This is a genomic window from Streptomyces sp. SAJ15 (assembly GCF_007595705.1).
Classification (GTDB): domain Bacteria; phylum Actinomycetota; class Actinomycetes; order Streptomycetales; family Streptomycetaceae; genus Streptomyces.
Genome location: NZ_NISY01000001.1, coordinates 849,428 through 868,726, shown reverse-complemented (window position 1 = coordinate 868,726; position 19,299 = coordinate 849,428). Strand labels below are relative to the sequence as shown.

The 19,299-nt window shown below is 73.7% G+C and carries 17 protein-coding genes and 1 riboswitch; of the genes, 7 read left to right on the top strand and 10 right to left on the bottom strand.

What is annotated here, in order from left to right; genetic code table 11:
* Positions 1–437: 437 nt before the first annotated feature.
* Positions 438–3,473 (top strand): BTAD domain-containing putative transcriptional regulator, encoded by a 3,036-nt coding sequence (locus tag CD790_RS03845; protein ID WP_186318852.1) that lies wholly within the window; start codon positions 438–440, stop codon positions 3,471–3,473.
* 547 nt (positions 3,474–4,020) lie between these two features.
* On the opposite strand, the gene CD790_RS03835 is transcribed toward CD790_RS03845, so the two are convergent.
* The 9 genes from CD790_RS03835 to CD790_RS03795 all read right to left on the bottom strand — a co-directional run bounded on the left by CD790_RS03835 (position 4,021) and on the right by CD790_RS03795 (position 12,773).
* Positions 4,021–4,251 carry a ferredoxin gene (locus CD790_RS03835; protein ID WP_144381513.1) on the bottom strand — a complete coding sequence of 77 codons (231 nt, stop codon included), beginning with the start codon at positions 4,249–4,251 and terminating at the stop codon, positions 4,021–4,023.
* A gap of 88 nt (positions 4,252–4,339) precedes the next feature.
* On the bottom strand, positions 4,340–5,500 hold the full coding sequence (locus CD790_RS03830; protein ID WP_144381512.1) for a nucleotide disphospho-sugar-binding domain-containing protein: 1,161 nt from the start codon (positions 5,498–5,500) through the stop codon (positions 4,340–4,342).
* Between the two features lie 124 nt (positions 5,501–5,624).
* Positions 5,625–6,842 (bottom strand): FAD-dependent oxidoreductase, encoded by a 1,218-nt coding sequence (locus CD790_RS03825; RefSeq protein ID WP_144381511.1) that lies wholly within the window; start codon positions 6,840–6,842, stop codon positions 5,625–5,627.
* Positions 6,843–6,893: 51 nt separating this feature from the next.
* The gene (locus tag CD790_RS03820) at positions 6,894–8,096 is read right to left on the bottom strand and encodes a cytochrome P450 (protein WP_144381510.1); all 1,203 of its coding nucleotides are present in this window, start codon (positions 8,094–8,096) and stop codon (positions 6,894–6,896) included.
* A 501-nt stretch (positions 8,097–8,597) separates the two neighbouring features.
* Positions 8,598–9,503, bottom strand: coding sequence for a ParB/RepB/Spo0J family partition protein (locus CD790_RS03815; RefSeq protein ID WP_186318851.1), 906 nt, complete (start codon positions 9,501–9,503; stop codon positions 8,598–8,600).
* 396 nt (positions 9,504–9,899) lie between these two features.
* Complete coding sequence (locus CD790_RS03810; protein WP_144381508.1) at positions 9,900–10,760, bottom strand: ABC transporter permease; 861 nt, start codon at positions 10,758–10,760, stop codon at positions 9,900–9,902.
* The gene (locus CD790_RS03805; protein ID WP_144381507.1) at positions 10,757–11,764 is read right to left on the bottom strand and encodes an ATP-binding cassette domain-containing protein; all 1,008 of its coding nucleotides are present in this window, start codon (positions 11,762–11,764) and stop codon (positions 10,757–10,759) included. The genes CD790_RS03810 and CD790_RS03805 overlap by 4 nt, the downstream gene beginning before the upstream one ends.
* Before the next feature lie 191 nt (positions 11,765–11,955).
* Entirely contained in the window at positions 11,956–12,243 is a 288-nt protein-coding gene (locus CD790_RS03800; protein ID WP_144381506.1) for a DUF3817 domain-containing protein, read from the bottom strand.
* A gap of 5 nt (positions 12,244–12,248) precedes the next feature.
* Positions 12,249–12,773 carry a hypothetical protein gene (locus CD790_RS03795; RefSeq protein ID WP_144381505.1) on the bottom strand — a complete coding sequence of 175 codons (525 nt, stop codon included), beginning with the start codon at positions 12,771–12,773 and terminating at the stop codon, positions 12,249–12,251.
* A gap of 81 nt (positions 12,774–12,854) precedes the next feature.
* Here CD790_RS03795 and CD790_RS03790 point away from each other — a divergent pair, with 81 nt between their 5' ends.
* The 4 genes from CD790_RS03790 to CD790_RS03775 all read left to right on the top strand — a co-directional run bounded on the left by CD790_RS03790 (position 12,855) and on the right by CD790_RS03775 (position 16,656).
* Positions 12,855–13,199, top strand: coding sequence for a PadR family transcriptional regulator (locus tag CD790_RS03790; protein ID WP_144381504.1), 345 nt, complete (start codon positions 12,855–12,857; stop codon positions 13,197–13,199).
* The gene (locus CD790_RS03785) at positions 13,196–13,882 is read left to right on the top strand and encodes a permease prefix domain 1-containing protein (protein WP_144381503.1); all 687 of its coding nucleotides are present in this window, start codon (positions 13,196–13,198) and stop codon (positions 13,880–13,882) included. The genes CD790_RS03790 and CD790_RS03785 overlap by 4 nt, the downstream gene beginning before the upstream one ends.
* A 716-nt stretch (positions 13,883–14,598) precedes the next feature.
* A riboswitch (cyclic di-AMP (ydaO/yuaA leader) is annotated at positions 14,599–14,812 on the top strand.
* A gap of 5 nt (positions 14,813–14,817) precedes the next feature.
* Positions 14,818–16,029, top strand: a complete 1,212-nt coding sequence (locus CD790_RS03780) for a transglycosylase family protein (RefSeq protein WP_144381502.1) — start codon at positions 14,818–14,820, stop codon at positions 16,027–16,029.
* An 81-nt stretch (positions 16,030–16,110) separates the two neighbouring features.
* Positions 16,111–16,656 (top strand): hypothetical protein, encoded by a 546-nt coding sequence (locus CD790_RS03775; protein WP_144381501.1) that lies wholly within the window; start codon positions 16,111–16,113, stop codon positions 16,654–16,656.
* 4 nt (positions 16,657–16,660) lie between these two features.
* Here the strand turns inward: CD790_RS03775 and CD790_RS03770 are convergent, their stop codons facing one another.
* Positions 16,661–17,224: a heme-binding protein gene (locus CD790_RS03770; RefSeq protein WP_144381500.1), complete on the bottom strand. Its 564-nt coding sequence runs from the start codon at positions 17,222–17,224 to the stop codon at positions 16,661–16,663.
* A 147-nt stretch (positions 17,225–17,371) separates the two neighbouring features.
* Here CD790_RS03770 and CD790_RS03765 point away from each other — a divergent pair, with 147 nt between their 5' ends.
* Positions 17,372–18,595: a sensor histidine kinase gene (locus CD790_RS03765; protein ID WP_144381499.1), complete on the top strand. Its 1,224-nt coding sequence runs from the start codon at positions 17,372–17,374 to the stop codon at positions 18,593–18,595.
* Complete coding sequence (locus CD790_RS03760) at positions 18,592–19,281, top strand: response regulator transcription factor (RefSeq protein WP_144381498.1); 690 nt, start codon at positions 18,592–18,594, stop codon at positions 19,279–19,281. The genes CD790_RS03765 and CD790_RS03760 overlap by 4 nt, the downstream gene beginning before the upstream one ends.
* Positions 19,282–19,299 lie beyond the last annotated feature (18 nt).

Sequence of the window (19,299 nt, the reverse complement as noted above, 5' to 3'; positions counted from 1 at the left end):
ACGCGTGGAGCGCTCCGTCGCGGTGCTGAACGCCGCCCGATGTCCGCTCGTCGAAATCGCCGCGATCCGCATATCCGCCGCGCCGTGTGCGGCCGCGGCACGTCCTCGGCGGTGGTTCCGGCGCTCCATCAGGGAGCACACGTCACCAACACTGAGCGAGTATTCTTGGCCAATGGCGGTGCGTCAAGCGGGATTTGTTCATTCCGCGCGCCAATCCGTTCCAGCCAGAATTGAACGGCCGACTGGCCAGAATAATCGGCCCTAATCGCCGCGCTCCTCCCATAGAGTTCGCTGCCATGATGGCCTCACGGGGGAGCGCTGTCCGGTTCGGCATTCTCGGCACGTTGACGGCGCGGGTCGGAAGACACCACCTGTCCGTGGGCGGGCCACGGGCGCGCGCACTCCTGGCCGCATTGCTGCTGGAGGCGGATCGGCTGGTGCCGATATCGCATCTGGTGGAGGCGGTATGGGCACAGGACCCACCGGCCACGGCGGAACACCAGATTCGCAAAATAGTCGCCGATCTACGGGCGCGAATTCCGGGCGGCCATCAGATGCTGCTGACCGACGGACCGGGATATCGGCTGGTGATCGCCGAAGACCAGCTCGATGTGATCGCCTTCGACCGGGCGCTGGACCGGGCACGGCGGTGCGACACCGTCGAGGCCGAGGTGGACGCGCTGGAGACCGCCCTCGCCCTGTACCGGGGGCCGGTGCTCCCGGACTGTCGCAGCGCGGTGCTGACGGCCGCGGCGGCCGTACTGGAGGACCGCCACCTCACCGCGCGGGAACGGCTGCTCGAACTGCGGCTGGCCCAGGGGCGCGCCCACGACGTGGCGGGGGAGCTCATCCCCCTGGTGGCGGAGCACCCGCTACGGGAGTCCCTCAGCGCGCTGCTGATGGTGGCCCTGTACCGGGTGGGCCGCCAGGCCGACGCGCTGCGCGTCTACCACACGCTGCGCAACCTCCTCGCCGAGCAGCTCGGCATCGACCCGAGCAGCGAGGTCAACCACCGCTACCGGCAGATCCTGCGCGGCGAAGCCGCCCTCGGTCCGCCGTCGACGCGGCATGAGCGGCCCGCGCTCCGGCCGCGCCCGACCAGGCCGCGCTCGCTCCCCCACGACCTGCCGGACTTCACCGGTCGCGAGGCCGAGTTGAGCCGGCTGCTGTCGTACGCCGCCGACGACGCCCGGGAGACCGTGCGGATCATCGCGATCGACGGGATGGCGGGCAGTGGGAAGAGCACGCTGGCGGTGCGCGCCGGGCACCGCCTCGCCGACCGCTACCCGGATGGTCAACTCTTCCTCCCGCTGCACGGCTTCAGCCTCGACCACGAGCCGGTCGCGCCGCGCGACGCGCTGGGCACGCTGCTGCGGGCGGTCGGTGTGCCGGCCGAGCAGATCCCCGGGGAGACGGCCGACCGGGAGGCGCTGTGGCGGGGGTTGACCGTCGGCCGCCGGTTCCTGCTGCTGCTGGACGACGTCGGTGCCTCGGAGCAGGCGCGCCCGCTGATCCCGGGCGGCGCGGGTTGCCTGGTGCTCCTCACCAGCCGCCCTCGACTGGCCGGGCTGGACGGCGCCACCGCGCTGCCGCTGCCGCTCTTCACGCCCTCCGAGGGGCTGGCGCTGCTGCGCCGGGTGCTCGGCCCCGAGCGGGTGCGGGCCGAACAGCGGGCGGCGGCGGAGCTGGTCGCGCTGTGCGGCCGGCTCCCGCTCGCGCTGCGCGTCGCCGCGTCCCGGCTGGCCAACCGCCCACGCTGGCCCCTGGGCCACCTGGCCGACCGGCTGCGCGACGACCGGACCCGGCTCGACGAGCTGACCGTGGAGGGGCGCGGTGTCCGGGCCTCCCTGGGCCTCTCCTACGCCGCGCTGCCCGCCCGGCACCAGGCGCTCTTCCGGTCTCTGGGCGCCTACCCGGGCCGGGACTTCGACGGCCCCACCGCCGCCGTGCTGGCGGGGTTGCCGCCGGGGACGGCGGAGGCGCTGTTGGAGGAGCTGCTCGACGCCCGGCTGCTCGTCCAGCACACCCCCGGTCGGTACTCCTTCCACGACCTGGTCCGCGCGCTGGCCCGGGCCACGGCGGACGCCGAGCCCGCGACCGCCCGGCAGGCGTCGCACCGGCTGCTCGACCACTACCGGAGGGCGGCCGACGAGGCCGCCGCGTCGCTGCGGCCCGGTCGCGAGCCGTCGCGGGCCACGCCCCGTCGCCCGCCACCCGCATGGGGCGCGGCGGACGCACCCGCCTGGTTCGCGACGGAACGGGCCAATCTGCTGGCCGCGCTGGACCGGGCCGAGGAGGGCGGTTTCGACAGCCACGCCGCCCGCCTGGCCCGCGCCGTCGCCGGCTGCCTGCGGGTCCTGGGCCGTCCCGGGGAGGAAGTGGACCTGCGCCGCCGGGCGGCGGCCGCCGCCCGGCGGCTGGGCGACCCGGCACGAGAGGTGGCCGACCTCGCGGACCTGGCCGGCGCCTACGGGGAGTCGGGGAACCGCGCGGAGGGGGTGCGGACCGCGCGGGCGGCACTGGCCCTCGCCGAACGCGTCGGCGACCGGCTGGGCTCGGCGCTCTGCGTCACCCGACTCGGGCTGCTCGCTCAGGCCGCCCGGCGTCACCGCGGTGACGCCGCCGCCCTGCCACGCGCGCTGGCGCCCCGGGGCCGCGCCGGCCCACGGCGGACACCGGCGTCTTGGGGCCCCGCCGGCCCCCGGCGGGAGGCGGCGCCCCGGGGACGCGCCGGCCCACGGCGGGTGCCGGGCGCCGTGCCGCCCGCCGCCGACGCGGCACGCGCCGCCCGCGGCGGGCGCTCCGATCCGCCGTACGACCGCGCGGCGACCGCCCCTCGCGGAGGGACCGGGGGCGGTCGCGGGGCGCCGCCCGCACCGGCCGTCGGCCCGCCCGCCGCCGCGAGGACGCCCCGGCCCGGTGCGGTCGCGGAACCGCCGGCCGAGGTTCCCGGTCCCGTGCGGCGCGCCGTACGGCCGGGCCGCACGGGCCCGGTCCCCCGCCGCCGCGGCGCCGAGGTCGCCGGGCCCGCGAACCCCGGGGGCGGGCGTGGGCTGCCCGACGTCCGTGCGGCCGACGACGGCACCCGCGGCGGCGCGATCCCGGCGACACCAGGGCCGCCGCGGCGCCTCTCCGGCGGCCCCGGGGTGCTCTCCCCGGCCCCCGGCACCGCGCCCGGCACCGCGCCCGGGACCGACCGGCGTCTGCCCGGCGGCCGTCGGCTCCGGGCCCGCCGGCTCGTCCGCCGGGACGGTCTGCGCGGGGTGCTGGCCCGTGCCCTGGCCGGCACCGCCCCCGCGCGCGCTCGCGACGCGGTCCCCCAGCCGACGGCCGCCGACCCCGCTCACAAGCCACGGCAGCCGCCAGCCCCGTCCCGCACGGAGGACAGCTGCCCGCTCGGGCTCCCGCCCACGTCCCGGCCCGTCGCCGCGGAACCGCCGCCGGCCCCCACACCGAAGCGACTCGTCACCTGAGCGCGCACGCCGTCACCCCACCACGCCCACGACACGGCCGTACGGCGCGGCACCCGGGCCACGCCCCTCGCCACCACCGCGCACGCCGCCCGAAGCCGCGTACCGCCACCCCGCCCGCACGCGGCACCGCCATACGCCGTGCGGGGGAGTCCAATCGGACTCCCCCGCACGGGTTGCCGGGCCGGCGATTGGCGAACTCACAGGTCGGCCGGCTGGCGGGTTGCCGGACCCGTGAGTTGCCGCACCCACGGGCGGCCCCCGGGTTGGCCGGCTCACGAGTTGATGGCCAGGGAGCTGCTGGCCACCCGGGCTGCCCAGCCCACCGATTGCCCGGCCCAAGGGATCCCCGACCCAAGGGTGGTGGGCGGCCCGCGAACCGCCCGGCCCAAGGCTCACAGGTTGCCTGGCCCGCGGGCTGGCCGACCCGGCCCGCCGGTTGCCCGGCCCGCCCGTTGCCGGGCCCGTGGGGCGGCGGGCCCACGGGCCCACAGGGGCGGCCGCGCCGGCGTTCCGGGTCCGCGCCCCGCCGGCGAGGCGCGTCGTGGGATCAGTGGGACGGGGCGAGTACCTCGCCCGTCGTCGCGTCGCGCACGGTGATGGCCTCCATCGGGCAGGTCTCCGCGGCGTCCAGCATGCTCTCGTCCGGTCCGATCACCTCGTCGACGGGGCGTGCCCGCCCGGCGTCCAGCCGCATGCGGCCGTTCGCCGTGCCGAGGCAGAGTCCCGTGCCGGCGCACGAGAGCCGGTCCACTTCGATCCGCCACTGGTCCTGGGACATCTCTTCGCTTCCTTTCGCCGCCCTCCAGTCCGGTACTGCAGGGTCACTGGGCAACAGCGGTCGCGGCCGGGGCCGGGCGGGACGGGCGTCAGCCCTTCGCCGAGCCGGCGAGGTCGACCAGCCGGTCGACGACCGAGTGCGGGGACGGCATGTGCCGGATCTCGTCGCGCACCTCGGCGGCGGCCGTCCGGATCGCGGGGTCGGCGAGGACGGCCTCCAGCACCTCCGGGCCGAGCTCCTCCGGCTGGACGATCCGGCCCACGCCGCGCCGGGCGATCGCCTCCGCGACGACGGGGCGGCCCAGCCCCTTGAAGGCGGGCATCACCTGCGGCACGCCGAGCGCCATGGCCCCCAGGGCCGTGCCCGGTCCGGCGTGGTGGATCACCACGGAGGAGCGGGCCAGCAGCGAGACGTACGGGACCCAGTCGAAGGCGTGGACGTTGCTCGGCAGCGGGCCGAACCGCTCCAGGTCCACGGTCGGCAGCACCACGACGAACTCGGCGTCCATCTTCGGCGCCGTCGTCAGGATCCGCTCCATGATGGTCGCGGCCTCGCCGGGCACCGGGCCGCTGCCCAGGGTGACGGCGATACGGGGGACCTCGGGCCGGCTGTTGAGCAGGTCGTAGACCGGCTTCGGCAGGGCCCCGCTGCCGTTGTAGGGGACGAAGCCCATCGACCACAGGCCGGGGCCGGTCGGGATCAGGCTCGGCGGGGTGAGGTCGAGGGTGGCGCGGACGGCGGGCAGGTCGACGCCGTGTCGCTCGAAGAGGTCGGCGTGCACGTCCCGCAGCATCTCCGCGGGCGGGTTGATGAAGCCGAAGCCGTGCTGCACCGCGGGCACGCCCAGCTTGGCCGCCGCCACCAGCCCGGGCGTGAGCAGCGGCGAGTGCAGCACGAGGTCGGGCTGCCACTCCTCGGCCGTGCGGATGACGGCGTCGACCATGTCCGGCTGGAGCCGGAGCGCCATGGCGACCGCCCCGCCCACCGTCTCCAGATAGCCGGCGCCGGCGGCCTCCTGGGTCAGCTTCGCCGCGACCTCCGGATGGGTGGCCGCCAGCTTGCCCAGCATGGCGCCGAGCGAGAGCCCCGGGGCGACGTCCACGGTGCGGGCGCCGGCCTCGCCCAGCGCCAGTCCGGGGCCGCTGGAGGCCACCAGCACCTCGTGGCCGGCCAGTTGCAGTGCCCAGGCCAGCGGCACCATCGGGTAGGTGTGTCCGGTTCCCGGAGTGATCGTCATCAGAAAGCGCACGGCTGGGACATCTCCGTTCGAGACGGGAAGGGGGCGGAAGGACGGAGCCCGAAGGCGGAAGGACGGAACCCGAAGGGCGGAAGCGCCGAGGGCGGAGGGACGGTCGGCGGAGCGAGGGACACGATCAGCGGAGCGACGGGACGGGAGACTCCGGGCGGAGTCCGATCGCCATGGCGCGCGCCGGTCCGGCCTGGAGCACGGGCAGGCGCTTGAGCAGGCGCAGCACCACCGGGGTGGTGGATCTGCCCTCGCCGCGCACCCACGGTTCGAGGAAGCGCGTCTGGAGGAAGCGCTGGATCCGCTGGGTCTGGGCGGTCGGACGCATCCGACGGCGCTCCACCCGCCCCAGGTGTTCCTCGGTCAGCGTTCCGGACCGCAGCGGCTCGGCCAGGATGTTGGCGGCGGCGACCGCGTCCTGGATGGCGAGGTTGATCCCGACGCCCATGATCGGCGACATGGTGTGGGCGGCGTCCCCGATGCACAGCAGCCCGGGGCGCCACCACCGGCGCAGCCGGTCGATCTGGATGTCGAGCACCTTGACGTCGTCCCAGCTCGCCACCGTGTGGACGCGGTCGGCCAGGAAGGGCGTGAGGGTGACCAGGGTCTCCCGGAACCGGTCCAGGCCCTGCGCCCGGATCTCGTCGTATCCGCCCTTGCGGACCGCGATGGCGGCCTGCCAGTGGGTCTGCCGCTCGATGCGGACGAACAGCTGCCCCTTGGACAGCCGACCCACCATGCCGCCCGGGTCCCCGTCCCTCTTGGGGAGCTTGAACCAGAGGATGTCGATGCCCGAGCCGAAGACCCGGGGCTCCATGCCGGCGCTCTCGCGCAGGGCCGATCGCCGGCCGTCGGCGGCCACCGTGAGCTCCGCCCGGAGCTCGTGCTCCCGCCCCTCGGTGTCCCGGTAGCGAAGGCCGTTGACCCGTCCTTCGGCGGTGGTCACCCCGGTGACCTCGCTGTGGCGCAGCAGTTGGAAGTGGGGGAAGTGACTCGCCTCGTCGAGCAGGAAGGTGAGGAAGTCCCACTGGGGCAGGAAGGTGATGTACGGGAACTCGCCCGGCAGTCTGCGGAAGTCGGCGAGCGTGTACGGCCCGTCGTCGGTGACGACCTGGAGGCAGTGGATCCGCTGGTGCGCGAGCTTGGAGAACTTCTCCTGGAGGCCCAGCTCGCCCATGAGGCGCAGGGTCGAGGCGTGCACGGTGTCCCCCCGGAAGTCCCGGAGGAAGTCCCCGTGCTTCTCCAGGACCACCGTGTCCACGCCGGCCCTGGCGAGCAGCATGCCGAGCATCAGTCCGGCGGGGCCCGCGCCGGCGATCGCGCACGTGGTGTGGCGTACGTCCATGGTCTCCCTCACTCGGTGGCGTACGGGTCGACGGGGCGCGTCACCCGCCGCTCACCACTCGACGAGGAGGGACTCGGGAGCGCGCGCGATCAGTCCGGGCTTCCACGGGACCTCCTCCACCGGGCCGGCCAGCCGCAGTTCGGGGAAGCGGGCCATGACCCCCTCCAGGGCGACGCGCAGTTCGGCCCGGGCCAGGCTCGCCCCGAGGCAGAAGTGCATTCCGTGGCCGAAGCCGAGATGGGGGTTGCTCTCCCGGTCGAAGCGGATGGTCTCGGGGTCCTCGAAGACCCGCTCGTCACGGTCGCCCGCGGCCCGTTGGAAGATCACCGTCTCGTCCTTGCGGATGAGCACCCCGCCGATCTCGACGTCCTCGGACGCCCGGCGCGGGAAGCTGCCCACGGAGCGCAGCGGAATGACGCGCAGCATCTCCTCGATGGCCGCGTCCATCAGTCGCGGCTCCGCGCGGAGCCGCACATAGAGCTCGCGCTGGGCCAGCAGCAGGAAGCAGACGTTGGAGATCATGCTCAGCGAGGTCTCATGGCCGGCCATGAGGATGCCGATACCGGTCCGCACGGCCTCCGTCTCCGAGAGCTCCCCCGCGTCCAGGGCCTGGATCAGCACGGAGATCAGGTCGTCGGAGAGGTCGTCACGACGCTTGGCGATCAACGCGCGGAGGAAGTCCTCCAGCCCGTCGCGGGCCTCGTCGATCTCCTCCTTGGTGTGGGCGGAGGTGGCGACGAACACATCGGAGTAGCGGCGGAACTCCGCCCGCTGCCCGTAGGGGACGCCGAAGAGCTCCACGATCATGCGCACCGGAAGCGGAACGGCCAGGCTCCGTACGAGGTCGCCGGGTGGACCGGCGGCCTCCATGGCGTCGAGTTCCGCCGTCACCAGGTCGCGCATGCGGTCGGCGAGTTGGGAGACCAGCCGGGGACGGAAGGCGTGCGCGACGACCTTCCGGATCCGTCCGTGGTCGGGCGGATCCATGCTCAGCAGGTTGCCCGGCCGCAGCGGCAGGGGCGTCACCCGCGCGGTGTCCGGGGCGGTGGCGGCATGGGAGCTGAAGCGCGGGTCCGCGAGAAACTGTTTGATCTCGTGATATCCGGTGATCAGCCATGCCTCGCCGCCGTAGGGCATCGTCACCCGGGATATCGGTTCGGTGCGGCACAGCTCCAGATAGCGCGGATGCAGGTCCAGTTTGACGACGGGTCCGAAGGGATACCGCGGCGCCCCGTCGGTTTCCGTGACGGTCATGGTTGCCACCTTCTGCTTGGATGTCGGCGCGCCGGGAAATCCACGACGATCGGTCAGCCACGGCGACGTGTACGGAATCCGGCGTTCAGTTCTGAGGGATCATGACGATCGACAGTGAGGAGAACTTCGATGCCCTCACGGGCGGAACTGATCGGTCCTGGACCGCGGTGCGTCGACGCGCGCCGCGACCGGCCTCTGGTAACGGAAATCCTCCCACACGGCCGTGCGGGGCCCCGGTGTTCGTCCGTGAATTCCGGGGGCGAATGATCAACCCCCGGGAGGAATTCGGAGTGGCCGGGTGAACGGGCCGCCGACGCCGGGCGGAGATCGAAATACGAGAAGAGGGCCCCGCTTCCGCGCCGTCGAGACCGTCGAGGCGGAAAGGGGGCCGCTCGGCGTTTCGGCTTCGGTGGACCCCGGCCGGGGAAGCCGTGACGGCGGAACGGGCGCGCGGTGCCCGGGTGAGCGGGCGCGCCCGCTCACCCGGGCGGAACGGCCGATTCAGGCGCGGGTGGAGCGTCGGCTCACTCGGGAATCGCTCTCGACCAGATCGGCGAACCTGGTCCAGACGTCGGCGCACTCCCGCGCCAGCTTCACCACCCCGTCGGCGCAGTGCGGGGGGATGGCGGCGACCACCTTGGCCCAGACCGACGATTCGATGTCGTGCACGGCCAGGCAGCGCAGCAGGAAACGGCCGGACTGGGAGAGACGCACCGCCGGGTCCTTGCGCAGCCGCTCCAGCAGTTGCCCGGAGTCGGACGACTGCGCGTCGGGGAGGTCGAGTCGACGCTCCGGCGTCCGGGCCGGCGCGCTGCGGGCGCGCGGCACCGGGTCACGCCCGACGAGGATGCGCCGCTTGACGTCGTGTGCGGTGCCCAGCGAGATCCCGGCGGCCCGGGCGATCTCCCGCAGGGTGGCGTCGGGGCGCTCCCGCAGCAACTCGCCGGCCCGCTGCCGGCCGTGCGCCACGTCGTCGCGGTGGCGCTTCCCGTCCCGTCCGACTCGGGTGTTCACGTGAGGAATGTCGGCGGTTGAACACCGGATGCGGGCCACCGTGCGGGCCGAGAGGGCGGTGACGGAGGCGACGTACCGGTCCGAGAGCGCCGGGTTCTCCTTCAGGATCCGGTTGGCGGCGGCGACCCGGTCCCGGTAGGTGAGCGGCTTGCCGTGGGAGATGTTGAGACTGACCGCGGTGGCGAAGACCCTCGCCTCCGGCAGGTCCAGAAGGTACGCGCTGATCGTCGCGTCGCCGCGCAGCCGGGCCGCGGCCACCCGGTGCATTCCGTCGATCACCCGCCCGGTGGCGCGGTGCACGACAATGGGAGGCAACTCGGCGCCGAGAGTGCCGAGGAGTTCCACATACTCGCGGTCCAGGCCCGTGGCCCGGGGAGAATCCGCGGGAAGCAACGAATCGATCATCACTTCCGCGCAGGCCGCCGTGGCCGGATCGAGGGATGTGCGCTCACCTTCCCGCGCACCGGCCCCCTCGGGAATTAACGTCCGAATGGAATCTACGCCACCGTTACACATCGCATCCCCCGTGTGTGATCCATGTGGCAACGGTCGCACGTTAGCAAGCACCCCATTCCTTGGCAATGACCTTACTCAGCGTAAAAGCGGCCGGGGAGGCACTCGGCGGACGCGGCGCACACGGCTCACGCCGGGCGCCCGATGAGAAGGCGAACGCCCGTTCCCGCCGGGGAAGTCGCGGCCAGGGCCGGCGTGGAGCGACCGACGGGGCCGGCGTCGATCCGGGCGTTCTCGGCCAGGGCGAACCGACCCCGTTCAGCGCGTCCTTACGGATCACTTCCGGTTGTACAGGCGCACGGTGACCGATCCGAATACCGCGACGAACGCGGCCGACCAGCCCAGCGTCCAGGCCACGTCGACACCCGGCCACGCGCCGTCCATCAATCCCCGTACGGCCGAAGCGACATGCGTGACCGGGCTGTTGTCGACGAATGCCCGCAGCCATCCGGGCATGGTTTCCGGTTTGACGAAGATATCGCTGAGGAAAGTGAGCGGAAAGATCAATGCCATCGACATGCCCATCACCGACTTCTCCTCGCGCAGCAGCATGCCGAACATGGTGCCGAGCCAGGAGAACGCGAACGCGAACAGGATGAGCAGCACGATGCCGGCGACCACGCCCACCACCCCGCCGTCCGGGCGGAAGCCCATGACGAGGCCGACCGCGAGGATCACCGTCGAGGCGACCGTGTAGCGGACGACGTCGCCGAGCAGATAGCCGACCACCGTGGCGGGCCGCCAGATCGGCAGCGTGCGGAAGCGGTCGAAGACGCCCTTGCCGATGTCGGTGTTGATGGCCATGCCCGTGTACATCGTGGTCATCATGACGGACATCACCAGGATGCCCGGGAGCAGATACTGGACGTACTCCCGCGGGGAGCCGGCCAGCGCGCCCCCGAAGAGGTAGGTGTACATCAGCACCAGCATCACCGGGAGCGCGGTGACGTCGAACAGCTGCTCCGGTATGTGCTTGATCTTGAGCATGGCCCGCCAACCGAAGGCCAGGGAGGCCGAGACCGGGCCGACCCGCGGCGGTCTCCCCTCGGCGACCAGCAGTTCGGCCAGGGACCGGGCGGAGACCGGGGCGAGGTCGTCGCCGTGGGCGGTGGGGTCGCCGGTCGTCGCGGTGCTCATGCCGCCTCCCCCGCGACGCCCTCGGACCCCCGGTCCGGCCTGCCGGTGAGCGCGAGGAAGACCTCGTCGAGGCTGGGCTGACCCAGCGAGAAGGTGTCCACGAGGATGCCGCGGCGGGCCAGTTCGGCGAGGACGTGCGCGGCCCTCTCGGCGGCGTCCCGGTCATCGCCGTCGCCGACCCGGGCGGCCAGCGCCAGCGGATCGGGCTCGCGCTGCACCTCGGCGCCGAGCGCCAGCTCCAGGATCCGCGCGGCCTGCGCCCACTGCTCGGGGTCGCGCAGCCGCAGCCGCACCGAGCCCGCGCCGACCGACGCCTTCAGCTCGCCCTTGGTGCCCTCGGCGATCACCCGCCCCCGGTCGATGACGGCGATCCGGGCCGCCAACTGGTCGGCCTCGTCCAGATACTGGGTGGTCAACAGCACCGTCGTGCCCTGCGCGACGATCGCGCGGACGATCTCCCACACCTGGTTGCGGCTGCGGGGGTCCAGGCCCGTGGTGGGCTCGTCCAGGAAGAGCAGGTCGGGGGCGTTGAGGAGGGAGGCGGCGATGTCGAGCCGGCGCCGCATGCCTCCCGAGTAGTTCTTCACCTGCCGGTCCCCGGCCTCGACCAGGCCGAACACCTCCAGCAGCTGCCCGGCCCGCTCCCGCGCCGCCTTCCGGGAGCGGCCCGTCAGCCGGCCCAGCAGTATCAGGTTCTCGGTCCCGGTCAGGTCCTCGTCGAGCGAGGCGTACTGGCCCGTGAGGCTGACCCGGCCGCGCACGGTGTCCGCCTCCCGTACGACGTCATGGCCGAAGATCCGGGCTTCGCCGCCGTCCGGGCGCAGCAGCGTCGCCAGCATCTTCACGCTGGTGGTCTTCCCGGCGCCGTTCGGCCCGAGCACGCCGTAGACCGTGCCCGCGGGAACGGTCAGGTCGACCCCGTCGACGGCGCGGTTGGCGCCGAAGCTCTTGACCAGGCCCACGGCCTCGATCGCCGGGCCCGACGAAGGGGCTCGTCTGCTCATCTTCCGGTCCCTCCCGAGTCGTCCGGGTCTCTCGTGAAGCGCCAGGCCACGCGTCCGGTGGGTCGTGCTCCGCCGCCCGGCCCCGACGCCCACGGTCGGGGCACCGCCCCGAATCCCGTCCTCCGAGGATGGGGCAGGACGGGCGGTCAGGGGATGGAATCGGTCGAACACGCCCGACCCACCGGGGCCGCTCACCCCTGGGGGACGCTCCCGGCGGTGGTCTTGAGGGTCTCGGGGTGACGGTTCAGCTGGTGCAGGACGAGCATGCCGCCGACGCCCGGGACGAAGGCGCGCCAGCGGACGCCCGTCGAGCCGGCGACGGTGGACGCGAAGGTCATCGCGATGACCACCAGGTAGGCGGAGCCGTGCACCGGGCCGCCCAGTGAGGTGATCACCTTGACGTGGGCGGTGAACAGGTTGACGAAGAGGATCAGGATGGAGGCGGCCTCCACCGCCGCCGCGATCCGCAGGGCACGCATGTTCCTCACACTCCCGTCGTGGAGCCGGGGCGAACGATCATCAGGACCACCACGACCGCCCACAGCAGGTTGAAGACCCCGGTGACCATCGCCAGCCGAGCGGCGGCCGCCTGGAGCCCCTCGCCGGCGGCCGCGCCCTGGGCCGTATCCCCGCCCTCGGTCGCACCCTCGCCCCCGGTCCCGGCGCCGGCGCCGACCATCGCGAGCAACCGCTGCTGATGTGGGATCACGGCCACGGCGAGCATCACGGCGGCGACCGCGGTGAGGATCATCGACACGATCAGCCAGGCGTCGCCGAGGACGCCCAGTTGCGCCCCGGTGGCGATGCCGAAGACCGGCACGACGAGCCCGGCGACGGCGTAGCCGCGGCAGACCCGGTGCAGGAACGCCGCGACACCGGCGGCGCGCCGGTCCTCACCGTCCATCACCGACTGCTTCGCGTAGCGCGGGAACAGCGAGGCGGCCAGGGTGATCGACCCCACCGCCACGATCGCGGCTAAGACATGGACGGACAGAAGCAGCTTGGTCACGTGCGTGCCTCCAAGCGAACTCAATAAGTTGACAGCCAATAGGTAGCACACCTACATCTTGGCTGAGTAGGCTTCACGGACATGAAGGCAGACGCGGTACGAGGCCACCTCGACGGACTCCTGCTCGCCGCGCTCGAAGAGGGCCCCCTGCACGGTTACGCGATCATCGCCGCCGTACAGAAGCGCAGCGGCGGGGCGCTCGAGTTGCGCACCGGCACCATCTATCCGGCGCTGAAGCAGTTGGAGCGGCTCGGACTGCTGCGCAGCAGCTGGGACTCGGTGGGCGAGCGTCGGCGACGCTGCTACGAACTCACCGAGGCGGGGCGTCGCAGCCTGGCCCATGAGCGCACCGCCTGGCGGGAGTTCACCACGGCGATCGGCTCGGTGCTGAACCCCGCCCCCGCGTCGCCCGGGCTCGCCACATGAGTGCCGCGCCGAGCACCGACGGCCCCTCCGAGGACCCCATCGAGCGGTATGTCGCGACCCTGTCGGCGGCGCTGCAGGGACCGGCCCGTGACAAGGCCCGGCTGGTCGAGGAGATCCGCGACGGGCTCGACGACGCCGTGGCGGCGCACACCTGCGAGGGGGTCCCCTACGAGCGCGCCGCCCACGCGGCCATCACCGAGTTCGGCTCGCCGGACAATCTGGTGCCCAGCTGCCAGCGGGAACTGACGATCGCCCAGGCCCGGCACACCGCCCGGGCCGCCGCGCTGGCGGTGCCCTTCGCGATCGCCTGCTGGCTGGTGATCCGGACGGCCGGCGACGACCGCGCCTGGGAGCTGAGCCGCGCCACGCAGCTGCTGACGGCGCATCTGGTCGGCGTCGCCGCCACCGCGGCGGCGCTGGCCGGTGCCACCTGGGCGGCCACCGGCCCGCTCGCCCGCTGGCTGCCCACCCCGCCCCGGCTGCCGCTGGCGGTCGCCTGGACCGGCACGGCCGCGAGCGTGGCCATGGCCGTCACGGCGCTGGTGCTCGTCACCCTGTCGGCCGCGGTCACGAACTGGCCGCTGGCCGTGGCCGCCGGTCTGCTCGCGGCGGCGTCGCACGCCGTGGTGGCGGCGTCGGCCCGCACCTGCCGCCAGTGCGCCCGGCTCCGCGCCCCCTCCTAGACGTCCGCCGATTTCCGTTCCCGGGATATCCACCGCCGGGACCGCCGGGCCTTTCCCCGGGAATGGACCCCACTCGGCGATGAGTCGTCAGATTCCGCATTCGTCGCCGATAGCCCCTTCCCGGATCGGGAGGGAACACTCCGCACACCGGCTCACTCCACGGACACGGCGCGTCCGCACCCGATACGGCGATCACGCCGCGCCGCCACGCGAGGCGGCGGTCCAAGCCGTCCACCCGCCCCGCCGCACCACACGTCCGCCACGCCAGCACCTCTTCTGCTTTGCCAGTGCACAGAAAAGAGGCCCCTGACGCGCCCTACGGGGTCCACTCCCTCGCCACCGGGGTGGACACAGGCCAGAAGGCCCCCTGGGACATCTGCCGAAAGTCCCAGGCAACCGGACAGATGGAATCGGACTCTTGGGACTTAGGGCACATAGTTACCCCCGGTGACCGAGGTCACAGGTTTGCTGGCGGGAATGTCACTCAGCGCCCGCCTTCAGCACACTTTCCGTCCACATTGTCACGCCGCGCAGCGCACGGTCGGCATTCCGCAAGATCTTCTTTCGCTCTCGGGAAGAGATCCGGAGCGCAGCGTGACAGAAAACCCCGAAAAGGCCCCGTGTCGATCTTTTCGGGAAATCCCGACGCTTGTGGGCCGCGAAATCCATGTGTTTTGGTTACGGCCGTTCCCTTCGCAATCACTGCGGGGGAACCCAAAGCCGGAACGCCTAGTCCTGCCGCCGGCCGAGGAGTGTCCACGAACACACGACGGCAGGAGCGGGGGACCCAGGTAAGTCGCCGGGTCGCGCCACGAAGCGCGACACGGCTTGGGGTGAAGACGTGCCGCGGCCCATGAGGCCGCTCAGGGCACGGCCGGGCAACTCCAGCCCGAACCCGACAGCTCACCTCGCAGGCGTGGGAGAGGAACACCCCTATGTCTGTCGGTCGTCACCGTCGTATCACCCCTGGTCGCATCGCCAAGCTTTCCCTCGCTCTCGTCGCCGGCGGCGCCGGCATCGCGATGCCGCTCGTGGGTGCCACCACGGCCAGCGCCGCGTCCGTCGAGACCTGGGACAAGGTCGCGATGTGCGAGTCCACCGGCAACTGGAGCATCAACACCGGCAACGGCTTCTACGGCGGTCTGCAGTTCACGCAGTCCACGTGGGAGGAGTTCGGCGGCACCGCATACGCCTCGCGTGCGGACCTCGCCACCAAGGACCAGCAGATCGCCATCGCCGAGAAGGTGCTGGCCGTGCAGGGCCCCGGCGCCTGGCCCGTGTGCTCCGTCAAGGCGGGCCTGACCAAGGGCGGCCCGGCCCCGGCCATCTCGCCCGACGGTGACTCGGCCACCTCCACCCCGGCCCCCTCCACCCCGGCCCCCGCCGCCCCGGCCCCGGCCGCCCCGGCCGCCCCGGCCGAGGACGCCGAGCCCGCCCCGGCCCCGAAGGACGACGTCCCGTCCGAGGCCCCGAAGAACACCGAGTACACCGTCGCCGGCGGCGACTCGCTCTTCTCGATCGCCCAGGCGCACGACGTCGAGGGTGGCTGGGAGGCCGTCTACAAGGCCAACCGCGAGGTCGTGGGTGCCAACCCGAACCTGATCTTCCCGGGCCAGAAGCTCTCCCTCCAGGGCGAGGCCGCGAAGCCCGCCACCGGCGAGGCCGCCCCGGCCGAGGCTCCGGCCGCCCCGGCCCCGGCTGCCCCGGCCCCGGCCGAGGCCCCGGTCGAGGCCCCGGTCGCCTCCGGCTGGACCGCGCCGGTCGCCGGCCCGCTGGGCACCCCGTACCACAAGGCTGGTTCCGCCTGGTCCAGCGGTTACCACACCGGCGTCGACTTCCCCGTCGCCACCGGCACCACCCTCAAGGCCATCGGTGACGGCGAGGTCGTCTCCGCCGGCTGGGGCGGCTCCTACGGCAACGAGGTCGTCATCCGCCACGCCGACGGCAAGTACAGCCAGTACGCCCACCTGTCGCAGCTGTCCGTCTCGGTCGGCCAGACCGTGACCGGCGGCCAGCAGGTCGGCCTCTCCGGCTCCACCGGCAACAGCAGCGGCCCGCACCTGCACTTCGAGGTCCGCACCGCTCCGGGCTACGGCTCCGACATCGACCCGATCGCCTACCTGCGCGCGCACGGCGTCAACATCTGAGTCTGAGCATCACCCGAAGTGCCCGGTCCGCCCCACGCGGACCGGGCACTTCGGCGTTTCCGCGCCGGTAGCCTCTCGGCCATGTCCTTCGAGAGTGCCCGGCCCGCTCCCGTTCCCCCTCACGACAAGGCCCGGGATGGCCGTACGGTCCCCGAACAGGCCGAGGCCACCCCGCCCGGGGAGCCCGCGGCCGCGCCCCGGCCGTCCCCATCGGTCCGGCGCGCGCGGCGGTCCCGGCGCGAGGGACTTCCCCGGGCCGTCCTGGCCTGTCTGCTCTGCGCCTGCGCCGTCAGCACGCTCTTCCTGCCCGTCGCCTTCCACGAGGACCGTGCCGCCCAGGCGTGCGGCTCCGTGCTGTCCCCGCATGTGGCACGGCAGGGCGGCGGCGAGGCGCGCTACGGCCACGAGTGCGCCGCGCTGCGGACCCAGCGCCTGGGGTACGCCGCCCTCTTCCTGGCCGGCGCCGTCGTCACGCTCGCCGTCGCCGGCTCCATGACGGGGCGGGGCCGGGGGCGGAGCGAGCGGCAGCGCCCCGCGGCCCCGCGCCAGCAGGCGCGGCGGCCCTCCGCCGCGCACGCCAACGGCCGGGCGGGGCCCCCTACGGACCCCCGCCCGGCCGTCTCCTAGCGGCTCAGCCCGCGAGCGCCGCCGCGCCCGCGCTCGCGTACTTCTCGTCCAGGTCGCCGCTGGGCGCGCCGGCGACGCCGATGCCCGCGATCGGCGCGCCCTTGGCCGGGGCCTGCACCGGCACCGCGCCCGCCAGGAACAGGGTGCCCGGGATGTCCTTCAGGTTCGGCGCCTGCTGGAGGCGCTTGACCAGCTCCGAGGTGGGGGCGTTCCAGGAGACGGCCGTGTACGCCTTGCGCTGCGCCGACTCGTACGACTGCGGGCCCGCGCCGTCGCCGCGGAGCACCACCACCGTGTTGCCGTTGCGGTCGACGACCGAGACGGTGATCCGCTGGCCGTCCTTCTCCGCCGCGTCGAGCGCCGCCTGGGCGGCCTCGGTCGCGGCGTCCACGGTGAGGTGGGTGGACTGGTAGGTCGCCTTCTTGGCGGCGGCGGCCGGCGCGGCGACCGGGGCCGCCGGCTGGCTCTCCTCGGTGCCCGCCGCGTTCGCTGACACCACGCCCAGCGTTCCGCCGCCCAGCAGCGCCGCCGCCACCGCCACCGTCAGCACCCGCGTGTTCTTCGCCATGAGTCTGCCTCTCCTTTTTCATGCCTGCCTGAGGACTCGCCCCGATCCTCCGGCCGGGCACTCCCCCGCCACATCGCCGTACCCGCCGACCCCGCCATCGGCCGATCGGTTGATGCGCCGGTGATCCGCGCAGGTCACGATGGGGTGATGAGGCACGAGCAGGACCCCGACGCGCGCTGGCTGGCCGCGGTGATGCACGCGGCGTTCTTCCTGTTGCTGGCCGCCTCGCTGACCCGCTTCCTGCTGCGCCACCCCGGCGAGGCCCGCACGCCGTGGATCATCGCGCTCAGCGTCGTGCTCGCGCTGCTGTACGTGCTCGGGCCCGCCCTCGGCTTCCGGCCCACCCCGCGGCGCCTGGCCTGGCTCGGCACGGTGGTCGCCGTCTGGGTGGTGCTGGTGCTGCTGGCGCCGAGCTTCGCCTGGTGCGCGGTCCCCCTCTTCTATACGGGGCTGCGCGCGCTGCCGCCGCGCGCGGCCCTCGCCCTGGTCGCGGTCCTCACCGCCCTGGTCGTCGGGGCGCAGCTGCGGCTGTCCTCGGGCTTCGACCCGAACCTGGTGCTCGCCCCACCCGCGGTCGCCGCCGTGGCCACCGCCGTCTTCGTCCACATGGATCGGCAGGCCGAGCGGCTGGCCGCCACCGAGCGGCGCGAGGGCACGCTCGCGGAGCGGCAGCGGCTGTCCATGGAGATCCACGACACCATCGCGCAGGGGCTGTCCAGCCAGCAGATGCTGCTCCAGGCGGCCGAGCGGGTCTGGGACACCGACCCGGACGCGGCCCGCGCCCATGTGCGCACCGCCGCCGGCGTCGCCGAGCGGGACCTCGCCGAGGCCCGGCGCTTCGTTCGGGGGCTGGGGCCGGCGGACCTGGCCGAAGGCGGCGGGCTCCCGGAGGCGCTGCGCGCGCTGACCCGGCGGGAGTCCGCCCAGCACGGGTCCGCCCGCGGCGGGCCCCATGTGCGCTGTCTCATCGACGGCACTCCGCTCCCGCTGCCCGACCACGTCCAGTCGGCCCTGCTCCGTATCGCCCAGGGAGCCCTGGCCAACGTCCGCGAGCACGCGGAGGCCGAGGCCGCCGTGCTGACCCTCAGCTACCTCGGCGACCAGGTCGTGCTGGACGTGGCGGACAACGGGCGTGGGTTCCGCCCCGGTGCGGCGGCAGCGGCGGGCGGCGCGACGGGCGAGGGGAGCGTGCGCGGGCACGGGCTGCCCGCCATGCGCGCCCGGGCCGCCCAGGTCGGCGGCACCCTGACCGTGGAGTCCGCCCCCGGCGAGGGCACGGTCGTCTCGGCCGCCGTCCCGCTGGGCCAGGCCCCGCCCCCCATGTCCCGCACGCCCCGCGGCGGCCCCGGCACCCAGGAGGAGACATCATGAGCGCGGTCCGGACGATCCGGATTCTGCTCTGCGACGACCATGTGGTGGTGCGCGCCGGGCTGCTCGCGCTGCTGAGCAGCGAGCCGGACATCGAGGTCGTCGGCGAGGCGGGCAGCGGTGAGGCGGCCGTCGCCCTGGCGGCGCGGCTCGGCCCGGACGTCGTGCTGATGGATCTCCAGCTCGGCGCGGGCATCGACGGCGTCGAGGCGACGCGCCGGATCGTCGCGGCCCGGACCGGAGGCGAGGAACCGGCCCGGGACCGGGCCCCCGACGCGCCGGTCCCCGGCTCCGGCCCCCATGTCCTGGTCCTCACCACCTATGACACCGACGCCGACATCAGCCGCGCCATCGACGCCGGCGCCACCGGCTATCTGCTGAAGGCCGAGCGGCCCGAGGCGCTGTTCGCGGCCATCCGGTCCGCCGCGCAGGGGCGCACCGCGCTCTCCCCTCCGGTAGCCAGCCGGATGATGGCCCGCATGCGCCAGCCGCGCCCGGCGCTGACCGGGCGTGAGCTGGACATCCTCGGTCAGCTCGCGCGGGGGCTGAGCAACCGCGAGATCGCCCGGGCGTTGTTCATCAGCGAGGCCACCGTCAAGACCCACCTCGGGCGCGTGTACGACAAGTTGGGCGTCGACACGCGGGCGGGCGCGGTCGCGGTCGCCAAGGAGCAGCGGCTGCTCCCCTGATCCCGACCGCGACGCGGG

Excerpts from the sequence above, each read along its gene's own strand:
- CD790_RS03825 (WP_144381511.1), bottom strand. The coding sequence starts at position 6,842 with ATGGACGTACGCCACACCACGTGCGCGATCGCCGGCGCGGGCCCCGCC.
- CD790_RS03805 (WP_144381507.1), bottom strand. The coding sequence starts at position 11,764 with ATGAGCAGACGAGCCCCTTCGTCGGGCCCGGCGATCGAGGCCGTGGGC.
- CD790_RS03790 (WP_144381504.1), top strand. The coding sequence starts at position 12,855 with ATGAAGGCAGACGCGGTACGAGGCCACCTCGACGGACTCCTGCTCGCC.
- CD790_RS03800 (WP_144381506.1), bottom strand. The coding sequence starts at position 12,243 with ATGCGTGCCCTGCGGATCGCGGCGGCGGTGGAGGCCGCCTCCATCCTG.
- CD790_RS03835 (WP_144381513.1), bottom strand. The coding sequence starts at position 4,251 with ATGTCCCAGGACCAGTGGCGGATCGAAGTGGACCGGCTCTCGTGCGCC.
- CD790_RS03780 (WP_144381502.1), top strand. The coding sequence starts at position 14,818 with ATGTCTGTCGGTCGTCACCGTCGTATCACCCCTGGTCGCATCGCCAAG.
- CD790_RS03760 (WP_144381498.1), top strand. The coding sequence starts at position 18,592 with ATGAGCGCGGTCCGGACGATCCGGATTCTGCTCTGCGACGACCATGTG.
- CD790_RS03820 (WP_144381510.1), bottom strand. The coding sequence starts at position 8,096 with ATGACCGTCACGGAAACCGACGGGGCGCCGCGGTATCCCTTCGGACCC.
- CD790_RS03810 (WP_144381508.1), bottom strand. The coding sequence starts at position 10,760 with ATGAGCACCGCGACGACCGGCGACCCCACCGCCCACGGCGACGACCTC.
- CD790_RS03775 (WP_144381501.1), top strand. The coding sequence starts at position 16,111 with ATGTCCTTCGAGAGTGCCCGGCCCGCTCCCGTTCCCCCTCACGACAAG.
- CD790_RS03785 (WP_144381503.1), top strand. The coding sequence starts at position 13,196 with ATGAGTGCCGCGCCGAGCACCGACGGCCCCTCCGAGGACCCCATCGAG.
- CD790_RS03765 (WP_144381499.1), top strand. The coding sequence starts at position 17,372 with ATGAGGCACGAGCAGGACCCCGACGCGCGCTGGCTGGCCGCGGTGATG.
- CD790_RS03770 (WP_144381500.1), bottom strand. The coding sequence starts at position 17,224 with ATGGCGAAGAACACGCGGGTGCTGACGGTGGCGGTGGCGGCGGCGCTG.